Origin of the sequence: Chromohalobacter canadensis, from assembly GCF_034479555.1 — a bacterium.
Classification (GTDB): domain Bacteria; phylum Pseudomonadota; class Gammaproteobacteria; order Pseudomonadales; family Halomonadaceae; genus Chromohalobacter; species Chromohalobacter canadensis.
The window spans coordinates 2091576-2112290 of record NZ_CP140151.1; the positions used below are offsets into that span (position 1 = coordinate 2091576).

At 61.0% G+C, this 20715-nt stretch carries 17 protein-coding genes, 2 tRNA genes and 2 rRNA genes; 15 read left to right on the top strand and 6 right to left on the bottom strand.

Annotation, left to right across the window (positions count from 1 at the left end; genetic code table 11):
- Positions 1–24: 24 nt before the first annotated feature.
- The 5 genes from SR908_RS10000 (at position 25) to fliD (ending at position 5282) form a co-directional block, all read left to right on the top strand.
- A tRNA-Ile gene (locus tag SR908_RS10000) sits at positions 25–101 on the top strand.
- A 215-nt stretch (positions 102–316) separates the two neighbouring features.
- Positions 317–392, top strand: a tRNA-Ala gene (locus tag SR908_RS10005).
- A gap of 210 nt (positions 393–602) precedes the next feature.
- Positions 603–3491, top strand: a 23S ribosomal RNA gene (locus SR908_RS10010).
- Between the two features lie 109 nt (positions 3492–3600).
- A 5S ribosomal RNA gene (gene rrf / locus SR908_RS10015) occupies positions 3601–3716 on the top strand.
- Positions 3717–3953: 237 nt separating this feature from the next.
- On the top strand, positions 3954–5282 hold the full coding sequence (fliD, locus tag SR908_RS10020; protein WP_246922632.1) for a flagellar filament capping protein FliD: 1329 nt from the start codon (positions 3954–3956) through the stop codon (positions 5280–5282).
- 73 nt (positions 5283–5355) lie between these two features.
- On the opposite strand, the gene hisC is transcribed toward fliD, so the two are convergent.
- Positions 5356–6411: a histidinol-phosphate transaminase gene (gene hisC, locus SR908_RS10025; RefSeq protein WP_097023350.1), complete on the bottom strand. Its 1056-nt coding sequence runs from the start codon at positions 6409–6411 to the stop codon at positions 5356–5358.
- Positions 6412–6597: 186 nt separating this feature from the next.
- On the opposite strand from hisC, the gene SR908_RS10030 reads away from it, so the two are divergent.
- From SR908_RS10030 to mnmH, 5 genes are all read left to right on the top strand, one after another.
- Positions 6598–7695 (top strand): alkene reductase, encoded by a 1098-nt coding sequence (locus SR908_RS10030; protein ID WP_097023351.1) that lies wholly within the window; start codon positions 6598–6600, stop codon positions 7693–7695.
- A gap of 93 nt (positions 7696–7788) precedes the next feature.
- On the top strand, positions 7789–8250 hold the full coding sequence (locus SR908_RS10035; RefSeq protein ID WP_097023352.1) for a copper resistance protein NlpE N-terminal domain-containing protein: 462 nt from the start codon (positions 7789–7791) through the stop codon (positions 8248–8250).
- A gap of 135 nt (positions 8251–8385) precedes the next feature.
- Positions 8386–9762, top strand: coding sequence for a DNA repair protein RadA (radA, locus tag SR908_RS10040; protein WP_040239481.1), 1377 nt, complete (start codon positions 8386–8388; stop codon positions 9760–9762).
- A gap of 54 nt (positions 9763–9816) precedes the next feature.
- The gene (gene selD, locus SR908_RS10045) at positions 9817–10854 is read left to right on the top strand and encodes a selenide, water dikinase SelD (protein ID WP_097023353.1); all 1038 of its coding nucleotides are present in this window, start codon (positions 9817–9819) and stop codon (positions 10852–10854) included.
- On the top strand, positions 10851–11936 hold the full coding sequence (mnmH, locus tag SR908_RS10050) for a tRNA 2-selenouridine(34) synthase MnmH (protein WP_246922629.1): 1086 nt from the start codon (positions 10851–10853) through the stop codon (positions 11934–11936). Before selD ends, mnmH begins: the two co-directional genes overlap by 4 nt.
- Positions 11937–11971: 35 nt before the next feature.
- Here the strand turns inward: mnmH and SR908_RS10055 are convergent, their stop codons facing one another.
- Positions 11972–12679, bottom strand: coding sequence for a type 1 glutamine amidotransferase (locus SR908_RS10055; RefSeq protein WP_246922626.1), 708 nt, complete (start codon positions 12677–12679; stop codon positions 11972–11974).
- A 62-nt stretch (positions 12680–12741) separates the two neighbouring features.
- On the opposite strand from SR908_RS10055, the gene SR908_RS10060 reads away from it, so the two are divergent.
- Positions 12742–13038 (top strand): MGMT family protein, encoded by a 297-nt coding sequence (locus SR908_RS10060; protein WP_246922623.1) that lies wholly within the window; start codon positions 12742–12744, stop codon positions 13036–13038.
- Positions 13039–13061: 23 nt separating this feature from the next.
- Entirely contained in the window at positions 13062–13658 is a 597-nt protein-coding gene (locus SR908_RS10065) for a YjaG family protein (protein WP_246922620.1), read from the top strand.
- Positions 13659–13668: 10 nt separating this feature from the next.
- Here SR908_RS10065 and hisF read toward each other — a convergent pair whose 3' ends face one another.
- The 4 genes from hisF to hisB form a co-directional block, all read right to left on the bottom strand.
- On the bottom strand, positions 13669–14442 hold the full coding sequence (gene hisF / locus SR908_RS10070; protein WP_246922617.1) for an imidazole glycerol phosphate synthase subunit HisF: 774 nt from the start codon (positions 14440–14442) through the stop codon (positions 13669–13671).
- 2 nt (positions 14443–14444) lie between these two features.
- Complete coding sequence (gene hisA / locus SR908_RS10075; protein WP_097023359.1) at positions 14445–15194, bottom strand: 1-(5-phosphoribosyl)-5-[(5-phosphoribosylamino)methylideneamino]imidazole-4-carboxamide isomerase; 750 nt, start codon at positions 15192–15194, stop codon at positions 14445–14447.
- A gap of 63 nt (positions 15195–15257) precedes the next feature.
- Positions 15258–15899, bottom strand: a complete 642-nt coding sequence (gene hisH, locus SR908_RS10080; RefSeq protein WP_246922614.1) for an imidazole glycerol phosphate synthase subunit HisH — start codon at positions 15897–15899, stop codon at positions 15258–15260.
- Positions 15900–15927: 28 nt separating this feature from the next.
- Entirely contained in the window at positions 15928–16521 is a 594-nt protein-coding gene (gene hisB, locus SR908_RS10085) for an imidazoleglycerol-phosphate dehydratase HisB (RefSeq protein WP_097023571.1), read from the bottom strand.
- A gap of 192 nt (positions 16522–16713) precedes the next feature.
- Between hisB and SR908_RS10090 the strand changes: the two genes are divergently transcribed.
- From SR908_RS10090 to mutY, 3 genes are all read left to right on the top strand, one after another.
- Positions 16714–17169, top strand: a complete 456-nt coding sequence (locus SR908_RS10090) for an acetyl-CoA sensor PanZ family protein (protein ID WP_246922612.1) — start codon at positions 16714–16716, stop codon at positions 17167–17169.
- The gene (locus tag SR908_RS10095) at positions 17166–19535 is read left to right on the top strand and encodes an AsmA family protein (RefSeq protein ID WP_246922609.1); all 2370 of its coding nucleotides are present in this window, start codon (positions 17166–17168) and stop codon (positions 19533–19535) included. The genes SR908_RS10090 and SR908_RS10095 overlap by 4 nt, the downstream gene beginning before the upstream one ends.
- Before the next feature lie 114 nt (positions 19536–19649).
- Positions 19650–20711 (top strand): A/G-specific adenine glycosylase, encoded by a 1062-nt coding sequence (gene mutY / locus SR908_RS10100; protein WP_246922606.1) that lies wholly within the window; start codon positions 19650–19652, stop codon positions 20709–20711.
- Positions 20712–20715 lie beyond the last annotated feature (4 nt).

Here is a 20715-nt window from a genome sequence, read left to right on the forward strand (position 1 = left end):
GGGTCCTGGACCCAGTGGTAAGCCGGGTCTGTAGCTCAGTTGGTTAGAGCGCACCCCTGATAAGGGTGAGGTCGGCAGTTCAAGTCTGCCCAGACCCACCAAATTTGCGTGATACGTCGTTGAAAGACACCTTGTATAGCAGGCTATACGACGCTGTCTTTCGCCTAGTCTCACATGAATTCCTTTATCGTCTTATTGCGAGAGATTTTCTCTCAGCCAAGGCGTGCAACGAGTGAGCGAGGGAGTTTACGCGAGTAAATGACTGAGTGAACGAGGCGCACAACGCCGAATGAGAGGAAAGGTCGACGCAAGAAGAGGGGCCTTAGCTCAGCTGGGAGAGCGCCTGCCTTGCACGCAGGAGGTCACCGGTTCGATCCCGGTAGGCTCCACCATTTACAGGATGGGTGCCAACACTCCACCCTCCCGACAGTCGATATCAATCAAGCCCTAAGCCGTATGCTTTCTCGTAAAGCCTACCGCTTAGAGCTTTTGCTCTAATGCTCTTTAACAATGTGGAATAAGCTGACAAAGCAAGACGATACGTCTCAAGCGTATCCGGCAAAATCGTGTTCGTCGCCAGGCCAGACCCTTTGGGGTTATATGGTCAAGCGATGAAGCGCATACGGTGGATGCCTAGGCAGCCAGAGGCGATGAAAGACGTTGTAGCCTGCGATAAGGCTCGGTGAGGTGGCAAACAACCTACGACCCGGGCATTTCTGAATGGGGAAACCCACCCAGCATCAGCTGGGTATCCCACCCTGAATTCATAGGGGTTGGGAGGCGAACCGGGGGAACTGAAACATCTAAGTACCCCGAGGAAAAGAAATCAACCGAGATTCCCTCAGTAGCGGCGAGCGAACGGGGACTAGCCCTTAAGTCAATGCACGGTTAGGTGAACGGCCTGGAAAGGCCGGCCATAGTGGGTGATAGCCCCGTAACCGAAAACCCGCATTGGTGAAATCGAGTAGGTCGGGGCACGTGAAACCTTGACTGAAGACGGGGGGACCATCCTCCAAGGCTAAATACTCCTGGCTGACCGATAGTGAACCAGTACCGTGAGGGAAAGGCGAAAAGAACCCCGGCGAGGGGAGTGAAATAGATCCTGAAACCGTATGCGTACAAGCAGTGGGAGCAGATGCGTTCTGTGACCGCGTACCTTTTGTATAATGGGTCAGCGACTTATATTCAGTGGCGAGCTTAACCGACTAGGGGAGGCGTAGGGAAACCGAGTCTTAACAGGGCGAAGAGTCGCTGGATATAGACCCGAAACCGGGCGATCTATCCATGGCCAGAGTGAAGGTCAGGTAACACTGACTGGAGGCTCGAACCCAAGTATGTTGAAAAATGCTGGGATGAGCTGTGGATCGGAGTGAAAGGCTAATCAAGCCCGGAGATAGCTGGTTCTCCTCGAAAGCTATTTAGGTAGCGCCTCACGTATCACCGTCGGGGGTAGAGCACTGTTTCGGCTAGGGGGCCATCCCGGCTTACCAACCCGAGGCAAACTCCGAATACCGATGAGTGCAGCGTGGGAGACACACAGCGGGTGCTAACGTCCGTTGTGAAAAGGGAAACAACCCAGACCGTCAGCTAAGGCCCCCAAATTCTGGTTAAGTGGGAAACGATGTGGGAAGGCTTAGACAGCTAGGAGGTTGGCTTAGAAGCAGCCATCCTTTAAAGAAAGCGTAATAGCTCACTAGTCGAGTCGGCCTGCGCGGAAGATGTAACGGGGCTCAAACCAGGTGCCGAAGCTACGGACTCATCCTCTGGATGAGTGGTAGAGGAGCGTCGTGTAAGTCTGTGAAGGGGCGTTGAGAAGCGCGCTGGAGATATCACGAGTGCGAATGCTGACATGAGTAACGATAATGCGGGTGAAAACCCCGCACGCCGGAAGACCAAGGGTTTCTGTTCGACGTCAATCGGAGCAGAGTGAGTCGGCCCCTAAGGCGAGGCCGAAAGGCGTAGTCGATGGGAAACGGGTTAATATTCCCGTACCGGATGTGATTGCGATGGGGGGACGAAGAAGGCTAGGTGAGCCAGGCGTTGGTTGTCCTGGTGAAAGCCGGTAGGCCGAGGGTTCAGGGAAATCCGGATCCTCAAGGCCGAGAGGCGAGACGAACAGACTACGGTCTGGAAGTCATCGATGCCACGCTTCCAGGAAAAGCCTCTAAGCTTCAGATCACATGCGACCGTACCCCAAACCGACACAGGTGGTCAGGGTGAGAATCCCAAGGCGCTTGAGAGAACTCGGGTGAAGGAACTAGGCAAAATGGCACCGTAACTTCGGGAGAAGGTGCGCCGGCATAGGGTGACGGACTTCGCGTCCTGAGCTCGAGCCGGTCGAAGATACCAGGTGGCTGCAACTGTTTATTAAAAACACAGCACTCTGCTAACGCGTAAGCGGACGTATAGGGTGTGACGCCTGCCCGGTGCCGGAAGGTTAATTGATGGCGTTAGCTCCGGCGAAGCGCTTGATCGAAGCCCCGGTAAACGGCGGCCGTAACTATAACGGTCCTAAGGTAGCGAAATTCCTTGTCGGGTAAGTTCCGACCTGCACGAATGGCGTAATGATGGCCACGCTGTCTCCACCCGAGACTCAGTGAAATTGAAATCGCCGTGAAGATGCGGTGTCCCCGCGGCTAGACGGAAAGACCCCGTGAACCTTTACTATAGCTTCACACTGGATGCTGATGTTGCTTGTGTAGGATAGCTGGGAGGCTTGGAACCTGGGACGCCAGTCCCAGGGGAGCCACCCTTGAAATACCAGCCTGGCATCATTGGCGTTCTAACTTGGGCCCGTTATCCGGGTCGAGGACAGTGTGTGGTGGGTAGTTTGACTGGGGCGGTCTCCTCCCAAAGCGTAACGGAGGAGCACGAAGGTACCCTCAGCACGGTTGGAAATCGTGCATCGAGTGCAAGAGCATAAGGGTGCTTGACTGCGAGACAGACACGTCGAGCAGGTGCGAAAGCAGGTTCTAGTGATCCGGTGGTTCTGTATGGAAGGGCCATCGCTCAACGGATAAAAGGTACTCCGGGGATAACAGGCTGATACCGCCCAAGAGTTCACATCGACGGCGGTGTTTGGCACCTCGATGTCGGCTCATCACATCCTGGGGCTGAAGTCGGTCCCAAGGGTATGGCTGTTCGCCATTTAAAGTGGTACGCGAGCTGGGTTTAGAACGTCGTGAGACAGTTCGGTCCCTATCTGCCGTGGGCGTTGGAGATTTGAGAAGGGCTGCTCCTAGTACGAGAGGACCGGAGTGGACGCACCTCTGGTGTTCCGGTTGTCACGCCAGTGGCATTGCCGGGTAGCTATGTGCGGACGGGATAACCGCTGAAAGCATCTAAGCGGGAAGCCCCCTTCAAGATGAGATCTCCCCGAGGCCTCGAGCCTCCTGAAGGGCCCAGCGAGACCAGCTGGTTGATAGGCACGGTGTGGAAGCGCTGCAAGGCGTTGAGCTAACGTGTACTAATGGCCCGTGAGGCTTGACCATATAACACCCAAAGGGTCTGGTGACGAGCCGATCCCGGATGCGTGAGAGACGATCGCGTCAGCTTATTCCCGATTGCGTTGTGGCCCGAGGGGCCATGACACCTGTTTCGCCTGACGACCATAGCGAGCGTGTCCCACCTGATCCCATGCCGAACTCAGCAGTGAAACCGCTTAGCGCCGATGGTAGTGTGGGGCTTCCCCATGCGAGAGTAGGTCATCGTCAGGCATTTATTCTAAAACCCCAGCTTCGAAAGAAGCTGGGGTTTTGTCGTTTATACAGCCCGACAAAGCGCTGCAATATCGGCCACTGGAGCCAAAACTTTAGCCTTTTGAATGCCGGGAGTCGCGAGCGTTTTTGCCGCTATTCTCCCTCCCTAATATGCTAAAGGTTTGCTAGGGTGGGTCACAGACATCGGCAGACGTAAGCTTGCGATGAAACGCATCTAAAAGGGGAAGAGGCGGTATGGCTTCCATCTCGTCATTGGGCGTTGGCTCCGGCCTTGATCTCAACGGGCTGCTTGATCAACTTCAAGAGGCCGAGCAAGAAAAGCTCGTGCCTATTCAGCAACAGCAGGCCGAGCAAAAAACGCAAATATCGGCTTATGGCCAGTTGCAGAGTTCCTTGTCGGAAGTGCAGTCTTCAGCAAGTGATCTCAATGATCCCGAGCTCTTCAATAGTGTGACCAGCAACGTTGAAGGTGAAAGCGCGGAAGCGGCTGCTACGCCCGATGCGCCGCCGGGGCGTTACGATGTGAACGTCCAGCAATTGGCCACGGCGTCGAGCATTGCCACCCAAGGCGTCGATGAAGAAACGGTGCTCAATGCCGATACCGAGGCGAGCCTCGATGTCACGCTGAACGATGGTACGGCACAGAACATTAAGGTCGAGGCGGATAGCACTCTGAGCGATGTGCGTGACGCCATCAACGCAAGCGATGCAGGGGTTTCGGCCTCGGTCGTGTTCGATGGGTCGCAGAGTCGGCTGGCAATCGCTTCCGAATCCACGGGAGCGGAAGCCGGTATCGATAGCGTCGCCTTCAATGGTCTCGATGGGTTGGCGCTGGATACCGCGACGGAAATCCAGGGCCAAGATGCCAAGCTGGACGTCAACGGGATCGCTATCACGAGTGACAGCAATCAGGTCGAAGAGGCCATTCAGGGCACGACGCTGAGCCTGACCGATACCGGTGAATCCACGGTGACAGTGGCGCGTGACGAGGAGTCGATCCGTGGTGCCATCACAGGGTTCGTCGACAGTTACAACAATATGAAATCGACCACTGCCGATCTCACCAGTTTCAGCTCCGAAGATGGTGAAACGCAAGCCGGCGACTTGCTCGGTGACAGCACGACGCGCATGGCGGAGTCCCGCCTGCGGAGTACGATGACTGAAAGCGTCGATGGAGATGGCCTGCAAACATTGGAAGATGCGGGCATCTCGATGAACGTCGATGGCGAGTTGGAAATCGACGATGAGCAACTCGACGAGGCGCTCTCGACCCAGCCCGGCGCGGTTCAAACACTGTTCTCGGGGACCGATGAATCGGCGGGTATTGCGGGAAGAGTCGAGGAAGAGCTGGATACCATGCTAGGTGAGAACGGCATGGTAGAGGGAGCCGTGACCGGTGCCGAGAACCAGATGGACCGTCTCGAGGAACGCTATTCTTCGATGGAAGACAGCATTGCAACCACAGTGGATCGCTATCGGACCCAGTTCCAGGAACTCGACAGCATGGTGTCCGAGATGAATCAGACGAGCAGCTATCTCACACAGCAGCTGTCGGCGATGTAATGATCCGCCGCTGTGGCACTTGTCATGATCGACGCCCGCCTCGTGCGGGCGTCTTGCTGTGTGGCCCGCCTCGTTAGCGGCATATGGCCTCGAGTGCTTCCACGAGGCTCGTCATTTCATCATCCGTGCCGATGCTGATGCGCAAAAAGTCGCTCAGCGCTTCCTTGTTGAAATGGCGCACCAGAATGCCCCGCTCACGCAAGCCGTCGAAGAGCATGCGCCCCTGATAGGCATCGTGCCGTACGAACAGGAAATTGGTCTGCGAGGGCAATACTTCGAAGCCAAGCGTTTCGAGTTGGTGCCGTGTCCACTCGCGCGTTGTGATGACGCGTTCGCGGCAGGCATCGAAGTATGCCTGATCCTGCAGCGCGGCGATGCCCACTTCGATGGTGATGCTGTCGACAGGGAAAGAATTGAACGAGTCCTTGACGCGCTCCAGCCCCTCGATCAATTCTCGCGAGCCGATCGCAAAGCCCAGACGCAATCCTGCCAGGCTTCGTGATTTGGAGAACGTTCCCGTCACCAGCAAGTTGGGGAAGCGCGACACCAGAGGGATCGTGCTTTCACCGCCGAAGTCCACATAGGCTTCATCGACCAGTACCACGCTCTCGGTATTACGTTCGAGCAAGGCAGCTATCGCCTCGCGTGGGTGCCCGTGGCCGGTCGGTGCGTTGGGATTGGCGAAGACGATGCCGCCATTGTCGGTATCGAAGGCCGTCAGTGGCACGCGCCACTGGTCGTCCAGTGCCACGCTTCGGTAGGCCACATCGTAGAGCTTGCAGTAGACCGGATAGAAGCTATAGGAAATCGCCGGCATCAGCAGCGGCTGTGTCTGGCGAAAGAACGCCTGGAAAGCTAGCGCTAGCACCTCGTCGGAGCCATTGCCGACGAATACCTGCTCGGTCGCAACGCCGTATTCCCCGGCCAGTGCCTCGCGAAGCGCGGTGGCGCTAGGGTCCGGGTAAAGGCGTAGATGATCGGCCGGAAAATCGCGTAGTGTCTGCTCGACACCGGGCGCGGGCGGATAGGGGTTCTCGTTGGTATTGAGTTTGATAAGACGCTCGCGCGGTTGCTCTCCCGGCACATAAGGAGTGAGCTCACGCACGGCGGGGCTCCAGAACTTGCTCATGAAAGCTCGCACAGGCAGTGATGAGGTAGGTGTCCATGGTGACGCGACGCCCGGACGCGCGCAAGTTGCGCCGCGTCTCGTATCGTATGTCGACGCCAGAAAATGCCGGCATGCCCTTGATTAGTTTACTAACGACCTCATCTCTTGCCCATCGTAATGATTACCAAAAGTTCTACAGGAGGCGACATGGCTTACGATTCGCTGCTTTCACCGCTCACCATGGGCAAGCTGACGCTCCCCAATCGAGTGCTGATGGCACCGCTGACTCGCGCTCGCACGCCGGATATGGTGCCCAAGGCGCTGCAGCAAACCTATTATGCGCAGCGCGCTGATGCCGGCTTGATATTCAGCGAGGCAACGAATATTTCTCCCACCGCGCGTGGTTATGTCTATACGCCGGGTATTTATACCGATGAGCAGGAAGCCGGTTGGCGTGGCGTCGTGGACAGCGTGCATCGTGCCGGCGGTCGAATCGCCTTGCAGCTGTGGCATGTGGGCCGGATCTCGCATCACAAGATCCAGCCGGGTGGCCAGCCGCCGGTGGCGCCGAGTGCACTACGAGCAGAAGGCGCCAACTGCTTCCTCGAGTTCGATGACGGCAGCTCGGGCCAGCACCCGACCAGCACCCCAAGAGCCCTGGAAACCGACGAGATTCCTGCGCTGATCGACGACTATCGCCAGGCCGCCAAGCGTGCCAAGCGCGCGGGTTTCGATATGGTCGAGGTGCACGCCGCCAATGCGTATCTGCTGCAACAGTTCATGGCGACGGGCTCGAATAAGCGTACTGACCGCTATGGCGGAAACCTGGTCAACCGGGCGCGCCTGGTCTTGGAAGTCGTCGATGCCGTCAGTGAGGTCATGGGCGCCGATCGCGTCGGGATTCGTATCTCGCCGTTCATCGAGATCTTCGGCCTGAGCGACGACGAATCGGAGGCAATGGCCTTCTATCTGGCCGAGCAATTGACGCGTCGCGGCATTGCCTACTTGCATGTCAACGAGCCCGATTGGACCGGCGAAGGGCCGCAGCTGACCGACACCTTCCGCCGCGAGTTGCGCAAGCGCTTCCCGGGAACACTGATCTACTGCGGGCACTACACCGCCGAGCGCACCGAAGCGTTGATTCGCGATGGCCTGGGTGATGGCGCTGCCTTCGGGCGTCCGTATATTGCCAACCCTGACCTCGTCGAACGCTTCCGTCGCGAGAGCACGCTCAATGAGCCTGATCCGACGACGTTCTACGGCGGTGGCGCCGAGGGCTACACGGACTATCCGACATTATCATGAGGCCAAAGGGTGTCCGATAGCGCCACATGACGCTATGCTGTCACCCACGGGGCCGCGGGAGCGGCCCAGGACCCATTGGTTAGGAGGACTATCATGCAGATCAGGACGTTGCTCGCCGGTTCCGCCATGCTCGCCGTACTTGCCGGTTGTGCCACGGGCACCTCACAGCAAGGCCAGCCTGGTGCGTCGGAGCAAGCCGAACAGCCGACCGTCTACACCGGCACCTTGCCATGCCGCAGCTGCGACGGTATCGATCTTGAAGTGCAACTGATGGGTGATGATGAGGACGCGACTGCGGATGAGCGCACCTTCGAGTTGCAAGCCGAATATCGCAACCATCCGGAGAATCCGCCGGCCGAAGAATACGACGGCCAGTGGGAAGTCATCGATGGCGCTGCGGAAGACCCCGAAGCGACCGTCTACGAGTTGACGCCCGATGGCGAGGGGCAGATCTATTACTTCCAAAAGCTCGACGCCAATACGCTGGAGCTGATTGACCCGCAACTGCGTCGCTTCGAGAACGGTGAGACGCTGCGTCTGCAACGCCAGCAGTAATCGCGTTCTCGTATCACCGAAAAGGCGGCCCGCGGGCCGCCTTTTGCATGTCCGGCCCTTTCGTGGGGTATATACCCGAGCGAGGCGATGCCGGGCGCGATGATAGAATGCCGGTGATCAGCAAGGAGCGATGACATGGCCAAGGCGAAAAGCGCCTTCGTGTGCACCGAATGCGGTGCTGAATACAATAAATGGCAAGGGCAGTGTTCGAGCTGCCGCGAGTGGAATACGCTCAGCGAAGTGCGCCTGGGCAGCGCTCGGCCACATGCGCAATCACCGTCGACGACGGGGCGGAGCGGCTATGCGGGATTGGTCTCGCGTGACGTGGTCGACCTGGGCGAGGTCGACCTCACCGAAGTGCCGCGCTTCTCTTCCTCCTTCGGCGAGTTCGATCGCGTACTGGGCGGCGGTCTCGTACCGGGCTCGGCGGTGCTGTTAGGGGGCAATCCCGGCGCCGGCAAGTCGACGTTGCTACTGCAGACTGCCTGCAAGCTGGCCCAGTCGCACAAGGTGGTATACGTCACCGGCGAGGAGTCGCTCTCCCAGGTAGCGATGCGCGCGCATCGGCTGCAGCTGCCGGTCAAGGGGCTCAACATGCTCGCCGAGACCAGCATCGAAACGGTGCTTGCGGTCGCCGAGCGTGAAAAGCCTGCCGTGCTGATCATCGACTCGATCCAGACCATGCACCTGGAGGATATCAGCTCGGCGCCCGGCGGCGTGGCGCAGGTGCGCGAATCATCGGCAGCGTTGACGCGTTTCGCCAAGCAGTCGAACACCGTGCTGATGCTGGTCGGGCACGTCACCAAGGACGGCACGCTGGCCGGTCCCAAGGTGCTGGAGCACATGATCGATGCGTCGTTGCTGCTCGAAGGTGGGGCGGACTCGCGATTCCGCACCCTGCGTGGGCAGAAGAACCGCTTCGGCGCGGTCAACGAGCTGGGCGTGTTCGCGATGCTCGAGCACGGCCTCAAGGAGGTCAAGAACCCCAGCGCCATCTTCCTGTCGCGCGCCGAGGAACAAGCGCCCGGCAGCCTGGTAATGGTGGTCTGGGAAGGCACGCGCCCGATTCTCGTCGAGGTCCAGGCATTGCTCGACGATTCGGCCTTGGGCAACCCACGGCGTGTCGCCGTGGGTCTCGATCAGAATCGCCTGGCAATGCTGCTGGCCGTGCTGCATAAGCATGGCGGCTTGTTCACCGGCGATCAGGACGTTTTCCTCAATGTGGTCGGCGGCGTCAAGGTACTCGAAACTAGCGCTGACCTGGCCGTATTGCTGGCCGTCGTCTCCAGTCTGCAGAACCGCAACTTGCCACGTGAGCTGGTGGCCTTCGGCGAAGTGGGGCTGTCGGGCGAGATTCGCCCCGTGCCCAGTGGCCAAGAGCGTATCGTCGAGGCTGCCAAACACGGCTTTACACGCGCCATCGTGCCGCGTGCCAACGCCCCGCGGCAGGCGCCCGAGGGGATGGAAGTGATCGCCGTCGATAAACTCGGCGATGCCCTGGAAGCCCTGTAAACGCTGGCGCGCCGGTGATGTAGAATGGAGTGAACGATTGCCAAGGAGTGTCCAATGAGTGCCATTCGCCTGACGCAATACAGCCACGGCGCTGGCTGTGGCTGCAAGATCGCCCCCGACGTGCTGGATAGCATCCTCTCCAAGGCGGGCCCCGGCGCCACAGACAAGCGCTTGATCGTGGGCAACCAGGGCCGCGAGGACGCCGCCGTCTATGATCTCGGCGACGGTCGCGGTCTTATCTCGACGACCGACTTCTTCATGCCCATCGTCGACGATCCCTTCGACTTCGGACGCATCGCCGCCATCAACGCCATCAGCGATGTCTACGCCATGGGGGGTACGCCGATCATGGCGCTGGGCATTCTCGGCTGGCCGCTCGACAAGCTGGCTGCCGAAATCGCTGGCGACGTGGTAGGCGGCGCACAGTCGATCTGCCGTGAGTTGGGTCTGGCGTTGGCCGGTGGGCACTCCATCGACGCCCCTGAACCGATCTTCGGCCTGGCGGTGAATGGCCTGGTGGATCTTGAGCATCTCAAGCTCAACAGCAACGCCAAGGCAGGCGACTTGTTGTATCTCACCAAGCCGCTGGGGGTGGGGCTTCTGACCACGGCCGAAAAGCATGGTTGGCTGGAATCCGGACACCAGGGGCTGGCGCGCCGAACGATGTTGAAGGCCAACCGGATCGGGATCGAGATGGCCAAGGTTCAGGGCGTGCATGCCATGACCGATGTCACGGGTTTTGGCTTGGCGGGGCACCTCAGCGAGGTCTGCCAGGCGAGCGGCCTCAAGGCGCGGATCGACTTCGCCAAGCTGCCCAGGCTCGCCGAGGCTGAAGCATACCGGCGGCGCGGGGCGGTGCCCGGCGGCACGCAACGCAACCGCCAGGCTTTGGGTGAGGCGTTGCCCGACATGGATGCGGCGCATTGGCAGTGGTTGTGCGATCCCCAGACCTCGGGCGGCCTGCTGCTGAGCGTCGACCCCGCCTGGGCGGACGACGTCGAGCGTATCGGCCGTCAACACGGCCTCACGCTGGAAGCCTTCGGTGAGATGCGCCCCGCGAGTGGCACCAGTGTGATCGAGGTGCGTGGGTGAGCCTACCGCAAATCGCGCCCGGTCTGGCGTTGCTCGAGCGCCCGCTGATCGATGTTCGTGCCCCGGTGGAATTCGCTCAGGGCGCCTTGCCGGGTGCCGTCAACCTGCCGTTGATGGACGATGACGAGCGCCAGGCGGTGGGGATTCGCTATAAAGAAGCCGGTCAGGCCGCCGCTATCGAGTTGGGCACGCAATTGGTGGATGGCGCCCTCAAACGGCGTCGTGTGGCGGCGTGGCAGGCATTTGCCGAGCGTCATCCCCAGGCGTTGATTTATTGTTTCCGCGGAGGCCTGCGTTCGAAAATCGCGCAGCAGTGGCTGCAGGAGGCGGGCATCACCCTGCCGCGTATCCAAGGCGGTTGGAAAGCCATGCGGCAGTGCCTGAGCGCCGAGATTACCTCGGCGGCAACGCGGCCGACGCTAGTCGTGGCCGGCCTCACCGGCAGCGCCAAGACCGAGTTGATTCAACGTCTCGATACTGGAGTCGATCTCGAGGGCCATGCCCGACACAAGGGCTCGGCGTTTGGGCGACATCCCTTGCAGGGGCCGTCGCAGATCGATTTCGAGCATGCGCTGGGCGTGGCACTGTCGCGTATGCCGCATGGCTGCGTGGTGGAGGATGAGTCACGCATGATCGGGCGGTTGGATATCCCCTTGTCCTTCTGGCGGACCATGGAAGCGGCGCCGCGCATTCGCGTGGAAATGCCCCTGGACTGGCGCCTCGAGCAGATCCGCAAGGACTATATCGAGACCCTGTGGCAGACCTACCGTGGCCACTATGGTGAGTGGCTGGGCTGGGCATTGATGCGCAAGCAGCTTTCCAGCGCGCTCAAGCGCGTACGTAAACGCTTAGGCAGTGCGCGTTTCCAGCGCCTGCAACGCTTGCAGGCGCTGGCCTTTCGCGAACACCAGCGGGGCAATACCCAGGCGCACGAAGCCTGGCTCGCGCCGCTGATGCTCGAATACTACGATCCCATGTATCGTTATCAGCTCGAGCAGTCTCCCCACGAGGCGTTGCATGTCGGCGATTGGGAGAGTTGCTTGGCGTTCGCGCGCGACTGGTCGGCGTCGCTGGGGCGCTGATCGTTCACCTGTCTTGTGCCCTTGTCTCTTGTGGACTAAGGACGGCGGGCGTGACGCAACCAGTCGAGCATGACACGGTCGAGCAAAGCGGCGAGGCGGTCGAAACGCCGCGGCACCTCCATGACCGTCTCGCGGGATTGCAGGTAAGCGCCGTCGGCGGCCGCGAGCCGCTGATCGAATGCTGAAAGGTGATCGTACAAGGTGCTGACCGAGGCGGCGGTGGCCTCCAGGTGACATTGCAGTGCCACCACGCGGCCGCCGTCCCAAGCGAAGCCTTGCAACGGACTGGCCGTGCTGCCGCCCAGAGGCAAGGCGTCGTCCGGTAAGCCGAAGACATCGTGATGCCAAGTGAATGCCTCGAAGCGCTCGGGCAGGTCGAAGGGACTCTCATCGGCCAGGGTGATAGGCTGCCAGCCGCGCTCGGCGTAGGTACCCCGAGAGACGATGGCGCCCAGCGCCTCGGCGATCAATTGCGCACCGACACCGACGCCCAGCAGCGGCTTGCCGCTCTTGAGCATGCGCGCGATCAACTTGCGCTCGCGCTTGAGCCATGTCGGCGATGCTTCCTCGTGGAGGGCGAACGGCGCGTCGAGCACGATCAAGGCATCGAAGTTGTCGAAACGCGGCGGTGTCTCGTCCGCGTATAAATGGCAGGTATTATGGCTGTGGCCCATGCCCGTCAGCCAATCGGCGAAGCGCGCCGGGCCGAGGTAATCCGCGTGCTGAAGAAAGTAGATATGCATGATGCGCCTATGATGGTAAAGCCGTCCCCCCGCCGCAAGTGGGGCAGCCGAGGAGAGCTAGCATGCCGCGAGCCGAGGTGCTTGAACAGATTTATACCATAGTGGCCCAGATCCCTGAGGGGAGAGTGACCACGTACGGGCGCATCGCGAATATGACCGATGGCGCCACGGCGCGCATGGTGGGGAGTGCCATGCGCCACCTGCCTAGCGGCCACGGGTTGCCCTGGCATCGCGTCATCAATGCCAGCCGGCGCGTGACCGAGCATACCGGCGCCGTGCGCCAGCATGAAAAACTGCGCGCCGAGGGCGTCGTGTTCGATGCCCGCGGCCGTGTTCCCCAAGATATGCTCTGGCCTTGACGCATCCTCTGAGGAGTAATGATATGACAGCGTCCGCCGACGGCTTCCATGCCCGTTTGGATCAACTGCCCGCGCGTGCCCGGCTGGCCTTCATGGCGGCCTTGATAGAGCGCATGTGGCCCAACTATGCGCTGTATGCCGAGATGAGCGGCGTCGGCGATGCGAAGGTGCTACGCAACGTGCTCGACCTGGCGTGGGAAGCGCTGGCCGTGAAGGACGCGACGATCGACTTCGACAAGCAGGCCGAGAAACTTGCCGAGCAGGAGCCGCCGGAAACCGACGACAGCTTCGGCGCGCGGCGAGCGGTTGAAGTGGTCATGGCCTTGGCGGCATTGCTCGACGCCGTGCGTAGTGAAGCGCCTGACTCGCCACGTGACGTGAGCCGCCTGTCACGTGACGGCGTGCATGCCTACATCGAGATGACCGGCGGCGCGGATGATGATGCCGAGCGGCTGGCGGCCCGCGTGAGTGAGCATCCATTGATGGACGACGAGCACGACTTCCAGGAAGCGGTGCTCGAATATGTTGAGGCACCGCTGACGCGTGACGCACTCAAGTCGCTGCGACGCCTGGGGCGTAACGAGGGGGTCAGCAACCTGGGGCTCAGTGCCGAGGCATAAGCAGCGTACGCTATAAGCGCATCTCGATTCCCTGCTCAGCCATATAACGCTTGGCGTCGGGGATGGTGTACTCGCCGAAGTGGAAGATGCTGGCGGCGAGCACGGCATCTGCGCCGCCTTCCTTGACGCCCGCGACCAGATGGTCGAGATGGCCGACGCCGCCGGAGGCGATGATCGGGACGCTGACGGCATCGGCGATGGCGCGGGTCACGCCCAGGTCGAAACCGGCCTTGGTGCCGTCACGGTCCATGCTGGTCAGCAGCAATTCTCCCGCACCGAGCTCGACCATCTTGCACGCCCATTCCACGGCATCGAGCCCGGTGGGCTTGCGTCCGCCATGAGTGAATATCTCCCAACGCGGCGGCTCGCCCTCGTTGGAGACCCGCTTGGCGTCGATGGCGACGACGATGCACTGGCTTCCGAAACGCTCGGCCGCTTCGTGAACGAAGTTGGGGTTGGTCACCGCGGCGGTGTTGATCGACACCTTGTCGGCGCCGGCGTTGAGCATGGTGCGAATGTCGTCACAGGTGCGAATGCCACCGCCCACCGTCAACGGAATGAAGACCTCCCCGGCGATGCGTTCGACCATTTCCACCGTGGTGCCGCGATCTTCGTGGCTGGCGGTGATATCGAGGAAGGTGATCTCGTCGGCGCCTTGCTGGTTGTAGCGCTTGGCGACCTCGACCGGGTCGCCGGCGTCGCGGATGCCGACGAAATTGACGCCTTTGACCACGCGGCCGGCATCGACGTCGAGACAGGGAATGATGCGCTTGGCGAGTGCCATGATCAGCTCCTCCGGGTGGCTGGCGCGGCGTCGCACAGGCGCTGGGCCTCGGCGACGTCGAGTTTGCCTTCGTAAATGGCGCGCCCGGTGATGGCGCCGAGGATGCCTTCGTGTTCTACCTCGAGCAGGGCTTCGATATCGCCTAGATGGGTGACACCACCGGAAGCGATCACCGGGAGACCGCCTTCGCGGGCCAGTTCGGCGGTGGCCGCGATGTTGACGCCCTGCATCATGCCGTCGCGGGCGATATCCGTATACACGATCGAGGTGACGCCATCATCGGCGAAGCGCTTGGCCAGATCCACGGCCTTGAGCGCCGAGACTTCGGCCCAGCCATCGGTGGCAACATAGCCGTCGCGGGCGTCTAGTCCGACAATCACATTGCCTGGAAAGCGCCGGCACATCTCGCCAACAAAGGCGGGTTCCTTGACGGCCTGGGTGCCGATGATGACGTAGGACACGCCGGCCTCGAGATAGGCCTCGATGGTTGCGGCGGTACGAATGCCACCGCCGATCTGGATTGGCAGCTCGGGGTAGGCGCGGGCGATGGCGGTCACCGCGTCGGCGTTCACTGGCTGGCCTTCGAAGGCACCGTTGAGATCCACCAGATGCAAACGCCGGGCTCCGGTCTCAACCCAGCGCGCAGCCATGGCCACCGGATCGTCACCGTAGGTGGTCGAGTCGTCCATACGCCCCTGCTTGAGGCGGACGCACTGGCCGTCCTTGAGATCGATGGCGGGAATCACCAGCATGACGTGTCCTCTCGGTATACGTGTGGCGCCGCCGTCGAAGGGCGGCATGTCCGACCTGGATGCTTAGGGCGTCCAGGTGACGAAATTCTCGAGCAAGCGTAACCCGTCGCGCGCGCTTTTCTCGGGGTGAAACTGCACTGCGAAGACCGGGCCGCGGCCGGTGGCAACATGCGCGGTATGCCCGCCGTATTCGGTGGTGCCGAAGATGTCGCTGTCTTCTTGTGCCTCGACGTAGTAGCTGTGCACGAAATAAAAGCGTGCATCGTCGTCGATGCCCGCCCAGAGCGGATGCGTGTGGTGCTGCGTAACTCGGTTCCAGCCCATGTGAGGCACTTTCAAGCGCTGGTTCTGGGCGTCGTGCAGATCACGCCCGAAGTGACGCACGCGCCCTGGCAGGTGGCCAAGACAAGCCACGCCGCCGTTTTCCTCGCTTTCTTCCATCAACATCTGTTGGCCCACACAGATGCCCAGTAACGGCTTGGCCTGGGCACGTAGTATTTCTTGCACCAGGCCCTGCAGATCGTTGCGCTGCAACTCCCCCATGCAGTCACGAATCGCGCCTTGGCCGGGCAGCACCAGGCGGCTGGCGCCGCGGATGCTGCGCGAATCGTCAGTGATGACCACGTTTTCATGCGTGACGTGCTCCAGCGCCTTGGCGACGGAGTGAAGGTTACCCATGCCGTAATCGATGACCGCAATCGTCATGCTCGCTCCTTAGCGCGTCGTGAGAGCCTCACAGGCTGCCTTTGGTGGAGGGCATCCGCCCGGTCATGCGGGGGTCGGGTTCCACCGCCATGCGCAGTGCGCGGCCAAAGGCCTTGAAGATTGTTTCCGCCTGATGGTGGGCGTTGAAGCCTTTGAGGTTGTCGATATGCAGTGTTACCTGGGCGTGATTGACGAAGCCCTGGAAGAACTCCCAGAACAGCTGCGTGTCGAATCGGCCGATGTTCGCGCGCGTGAATTCGACATTCATGCTCAGCCCTGGGCGACCCGAGAAGTCTACCACGACGCGGGAGAGCGCTTCGTCCAGCGGCACGTAGGCATGACCGTAACGCCGGATGCCGCGCTTGTCGCCGATGGCCTCTGCGAAGGCCTGACCCAGGGTGATGCCCATATCCTCGACGGTATGATGATCGTCGATGTGCAAGTCACCCTGGGCGTGAATGTCCAGGTCGATCAGGCCGTGGCGCGCCACCTGATCGAGCATGTGGTCGAGAAACGCGACGCCCGTCTCGGATTGGAAATGGCCCTCGCCGTCGAGGTTGATACGCACCTGGATCTGGGTCTCGTGGGTGTCGCGGGACACGGTGGCGACGCGCTCGGCCATGGGGGTCTCCAGCACTTCGGACGTGAGCGGCGCGCGCGATGAAGGCGTAAATACGCAGGCTCGCGGCACCATGGAACGGTCATTATAGAGAATCGCCCCGGCCATCCGCTACAATGCCGGGAGTTCAGGGGCGATTCCCGCATCCCTCCGCCAACGCTCGAGGGCCAGGGAGATCGTCCAAGGAGAGCAGGCATGCCGGTGATCTTGCAGGAAATCGATCGCGCCGAATGGGAAAAGGATGCCCAAGTGGCGCAGGACCTCGCGCGCATCTACCGTGATGCTCCCGCCGAGCGTCTTCCCGCGCCCGTCGAGCGCTTCATCGACGATCACTTCACTCAGGGCGGTGTGTTCTGCTGCGCGTTATTTAACGCACGTCGACTGGGAGCGGTCGCCGTGCGTCGTGAAACTCGCGTATGGTGGTTGTCACATTTCTGCGTACGTGCCGAAACCCGGCACCGCGGAGTCGGCTCACGGTTATTGATGCTGATTGCCGAACGCGCGCAAGGCGAGGGCTGTACGCCGCGCGTTCCCACCACAGTGCTGATGATGGGGGATCAACTGTTGTTGGCCCGGCTTGGCTATCATCCCGCCGCCGACGGAACGTACTATGAATTTCATCCATTAGCGTCACAGGGAGGGCGCCAATGAGAGCGCTGCTGAGAGCATTGCTGGCGGTGGTCGGGGTGTTGGCCTTGATCGTGGTCGGCGCCGTGGTTTACATCACCACGTTCTTCGATCCCAACGACCTCAAGCCCCGGCTTGTCGAGGCGGTGCGCGATCAAAGTGGGCTGGAGCTTAACTTGGACGGCCCCTTGTCCTGGTCCTTCTATCCACGTCTGGGCTTCAGCGTCGAGCAGGCCGAGGCTTGGCTGCCCGAGCAGTCACACGATGACTCGGCCTTCGCGGCGTTCGACCGTGCTGAGGTCAGTGTGGCGTTCGCGCCGCTGCTCTCCGGCGAGGTGGCCGTGGAAGGGCTGACGTTGGATGGCATGCGCCTCAATCTCGAGCGCAACGCCGAAGGTCGCGGCAATTGGGAAGTTCTGCTCGATCGCATGGAGCGCGGTGGTGACCAGGCCGAGGAAGCCTTGGCGCCGGCATCGGCAGGGCCGGGGCTGAATCAGAACCCCGATAGCTTGCCCGTGGCGCTGGATATCGCGAGTGTCCAAGTGCGCGACAGTCACGTGCATTATCAGGATGCTCAGCGCGATCTGGATCTGACGCTCTCCAATCTCAGCCTGGATGGCAGCAACGTCAATCCCGACGCGGCCTTTCCACTGCAGATGGCGTTCGATCTCGACAGCAAGGCGCCTGAACTGACCAGTGAGGTGAAGTTCAAGAGCCGCGTAAGCCTGGGACTGCGCGACGGGCGCTATGAACTCAGCAACGTGACGCTGGAAACCAGCACCCAGTGGCCGGCGCTTTCCGAACAGGCGCAGGGCGTCAATTTGCAAGTCGGCCACCTACTGGCCGAGACGCAAGCGCAGCATTACCGTCTTGATGATGCCAAGCTCGACACACGTCTTCACCATCCCGCCGTGAAGAGCAAGCCGCTTGGGTTGAGCCTGGGCTTCGATGGCGAAGCCGATCTCGATGCTCAAACCGCCCAGTTGCGTGATATCGCCTTGAGCGGTGACGACAACCTGGACCTGACGGGGACACTGAGCTTTACCGAACTGCTTGAGGCGCCGAAGTATACTGGGCAGCTCAAACTGGCGCCGCTGCCACTGCGAGACTGGCTCAAGCGTTTTGACGCCTTGCCCGAGACTGGCGACGACAAGGCGCTAAGCGAACTGGCCATGACCAGCCCCGTGCATGGCGATCTCCAGCGCATCAATTTCTCGAACCTCAGCCTGTTGCTCGATGGTGAAACGCTGACCGGGGAGCTGGGCGCCGGTTTCGATGGCCAGTGGTTGAGCTTCGATCTCCAGGGCGAACGTCTCGATCTGGACGCCTATCTGCCGCCCGCCGAGAAGAATGGCGAAGAAGCGGACAATGGCGAGAACGAAAGTACGGCGAGCGTCGTCGAAACGCTGGGCGTGTCTTCGGCGTATGCCGCCGCCGAAAGTGCTGGCTTGCTACCCGCCGAGTGGCTGTCCAACTTGACGTTGGATGGCAAGCTGGACGTGAATACTGTGATCCTCAAGGGCATGACGCTCCAGGACGTGGCGCTGCGCCTCACGGGCGACGACGGGCGTCAACGTCTGGAGTCTCTGGCGGCCAAACTCTACGAGGGCACGCTCGATGCCCAAGGTAGCTTGGATCTCCGCCAATCACCTTTGCGCCTGGCCATGACTCAGTCGCTTTCCGACGTGCAGATCGCACCGCTTTACAAAGACATCAACGATGCGGAATCGCCCTTGCGCGGCCGGCTCAACCTGGAAAGCGATGTCACCTCGCAGACCAATCAGCTAGAGTCGCTCAAGCGCCATCTCAACGGCACGGCCTCGCTACGCATCGATGATGGCGCGATGCTCGACGTCAATGTCTCGCGTCAGCTATGTACCGCCGCTGCCGTGTTGGACGGCAACCAGTCGGATCGCGAATGGAGCGACGACACGCCCTTCGATACGCTGTCGGCGAGCCTTGATATCACCGATGGCGTGGCACGCAACGACGATCTTGAGGTGCGTATTCCGGGCATCGAAATGACTGGCGCGGGGTCGTTCAACATTCCCACCGAACGTTTCGATTACGATCTCAAGGCGCGCTTCATCGATACCGCCGACGAGAATGCCTGTCGGGTGACCTCGCGTCTGCAGCAGGTACGCCTGCCAGTGCGTTGTGAAGGGCAACTCGGCGGAGAGCCGGGTGAATGGTGCCGCTTCGATCGCGAGGCCTTCCAGGACACGCTGGGAGAGCTGGCCGAGGACAAGGCCAAGCGCGAAGCTGGCGAGAAGCTCGACGAGGAACTGGAAGATCAGCTCGATAGCGACACCGCGCGCAAGATCGACGAAACATTGGGAGAAGGCTCCGCCAAGGAACTCGGGGACAAGTTGCGTGGTCTACTCAAGTGAGCAAAGCCCAAAGCCAGTCCCTGCGCCGACACCTGTCGGCGCTTTTTTTGGCCTGTCCATAATCTCGCATCCCCATGATCTAACGGCGTCGCCGCCGGCTGGACGATAATGCTCATGCAAGAAATTTCGCTCACCGCCGACACTTTTCGTCGGCGGGTCTTCGAATGGTTCGACGTGCACGGTCGCAAGACGCTGCCCTGGCAGTTCGACAAGACGCCCTATCGTGTCTGGGTCTCGGAAATCATGCTGCAGCAGACGCAGGTCGCCACGGTGATTCCCTACTATCAGCGCTTCATGGAGCGCTTTCCCGATGTCGCCGCCCTGGCGCGAGCGCCGCAGGACGAGGTGCTGCACCTCTGGACGGGGCTGGGGTATTACGCGCGTGCCCGTAATCTGCACAAGGCGGCCCAGGTGGTGGTCGAGGAACATGGCGGCGAGTTTCCGATGGACAGCGTCGAGGCGCTGTCCACGCTGCCTGGTATCGGGCGTTCCACGGCCGGCGCGATCATCAGCATCAGCACCGGCCGGCGCGCACCGATCCTCGATGGCAACGTCAAGCGTGTGTTGACCCGCCTGCACGCCGTGGAAGGCTGGCCCGGACGTCCTGCCGTGGAGCGTGAGCTATGGGCGTTGGCGGAGCGTTATACGCCCGAGGAACGCCTGGCCGACTATACCCAGGCGATGATGGATCTGGGGGCGACGCTTTGTACGCGCAGCAAGCCGGCGTGCCTGCTATGCCCCTTCGAGGATGTCTGCGTGGCGCATGCGCGTAGCGAAGAAACGCGCTTCCCAGAATCCAAGCCGCGCAAGGCCCTGCCTGAGCGCGCCACACTGATGCTGGTATTGCGTGACCCACTGGGACGCATCTTCCTCCAGCAGCGCCCGGCCAGCGGCCTGTGGGGCGGCCTGTGGAGCCTGCCCCAGTTCGATGACGAGCAAGCGTTACGCGCCTGGCTCGATCAGCGCTTCCCCCACGCAAAGCGTGAGACGGATGGCGAGGCGTTCACGCATACCTTCAGTCATTTTCGTTTGCAGATCACGCCCTCACCGGCGCGTCTGGACGAGATGCCTTCAGAGATCGGCGAGACCGGGGCGCTATGGTACGACGCCAAGGCGCCCGCTAGTGTAGGATTGGCGGCGCCGGTCAAGACACTACTCAATCGAGATGTTTCGTGATTTT

Excerpts from the sequence above, each read along its gene's own strand:
- fliD (WP_246922632.1), top strand. The coding sequence starts at position 3,954 with ATGGCTTCCATCTCGTCATTGGGCGTTGGCTCCGGCCTTGATCTCAAC.
- hisC (WP_097023350.1), bottom strand. The coding sequence starts at position 6,411 with ATGAGCAAGTTCTGGAGCCCCGCCGTGCGTGAGCTCACTCCTTATGTG.
- SR908_RS10030 (WP_097023351.1), top strand. The coding sequence starts at position 6,598 with ATGGCTTACGATTCGCTGCTTTCACCGCTCACCATGGGCAAGCTGACG.
- SR908_RS10035 (WP_097023352.1), top strand. The coding sequence starts at position 7,789 with ATGCAGATCAGGACGTTGCTCGCCGGTTCCGCCATGCTCGCCGTACTT.
- radA (WP_040239481.1), top strand. The coding sequence starts at position 8,386 with ATGGCCAAGGCGAAAAGCGCCTTCGTGTGCACCGAATGCGGTGCTGAA.
- selD (WP_097023353.1), top strand. The coding sequence starts at position 9,817 with ATGAGTGCCATTCGCCTGACGCAATACAGCCACGGCGCTGGCTGTGGC.
- SR908_RS10055 (WP_246922626.1), bottom strand. The coding sequence starts at position 12,679 with ATGCATATCTACTTTCTTCAGCACGCGGATTACCTCGGCCCGGCGCGC.
- SR908_RS10060 (WP_246922623.1), top strand. The coding sequence starts at position 12,742 with ATGCCGCGAGCCGAGGTGCTTGAACAGATTTATACCATAGTGGCCCAG.
- SR908_RS10065 (WP_246922620.1), top strand. The coding sequence starts at position 13,062 with ATGACAGCGTCCGCCGACGGCTTCCATGCCCGTTTGGATCAACTGCCC.
- hisF (WP_246922617.1), bottom strand. The coding sequence starts at position 14,442 with ATGGCACTCGCCAAGCGCATCATTCCCTGTCTCGACGTCGATGCCGGC.
- hisA (WP_097023359.1), bottom strand. The coding sequence starts at position 15,194 with ATGCTGGTGATTCCCGCCATCGATCTCAAGGACGGCCAGTGCGTCCGC.
- hisH (WP_246922614.1), bottom strand. The coding sequence starts at position 15,899 with ATGACGATTGCGGTCATCGATTACGGCATGGGTAACCTTCACTCCGTC.
- hisB (WP_097023571.1), bottom strand. The coding sequence starts at position 16,521 with ATGGCCGAGCGCGTCGCCACCGTGTCCCGCGACACCCACGAGACCCAG.
- SR908_RS10090 (WP_246922612.1), top strand. The coding sequence starts at position 16,714 with ATGCCGGTGATCTTGCAGGAAATCGATCGCGCCGAATGGGAAAAGGAT.
- SR908_RS10095 (WP_246922609.1), top strand. The coding sequence starts at position 17,166 with ATGAGAGCGCTGCTGAGAGCATTGCTGGCGGTGGTCGGGGTGTTGGCC.
- mutY (WP_246922606.1), top strand. The coding sequence starts at position 19,650 with ATGCAAGAAATTTCGCTCACCGCCGACACTTTTCGTCGGCGGGTCTTC.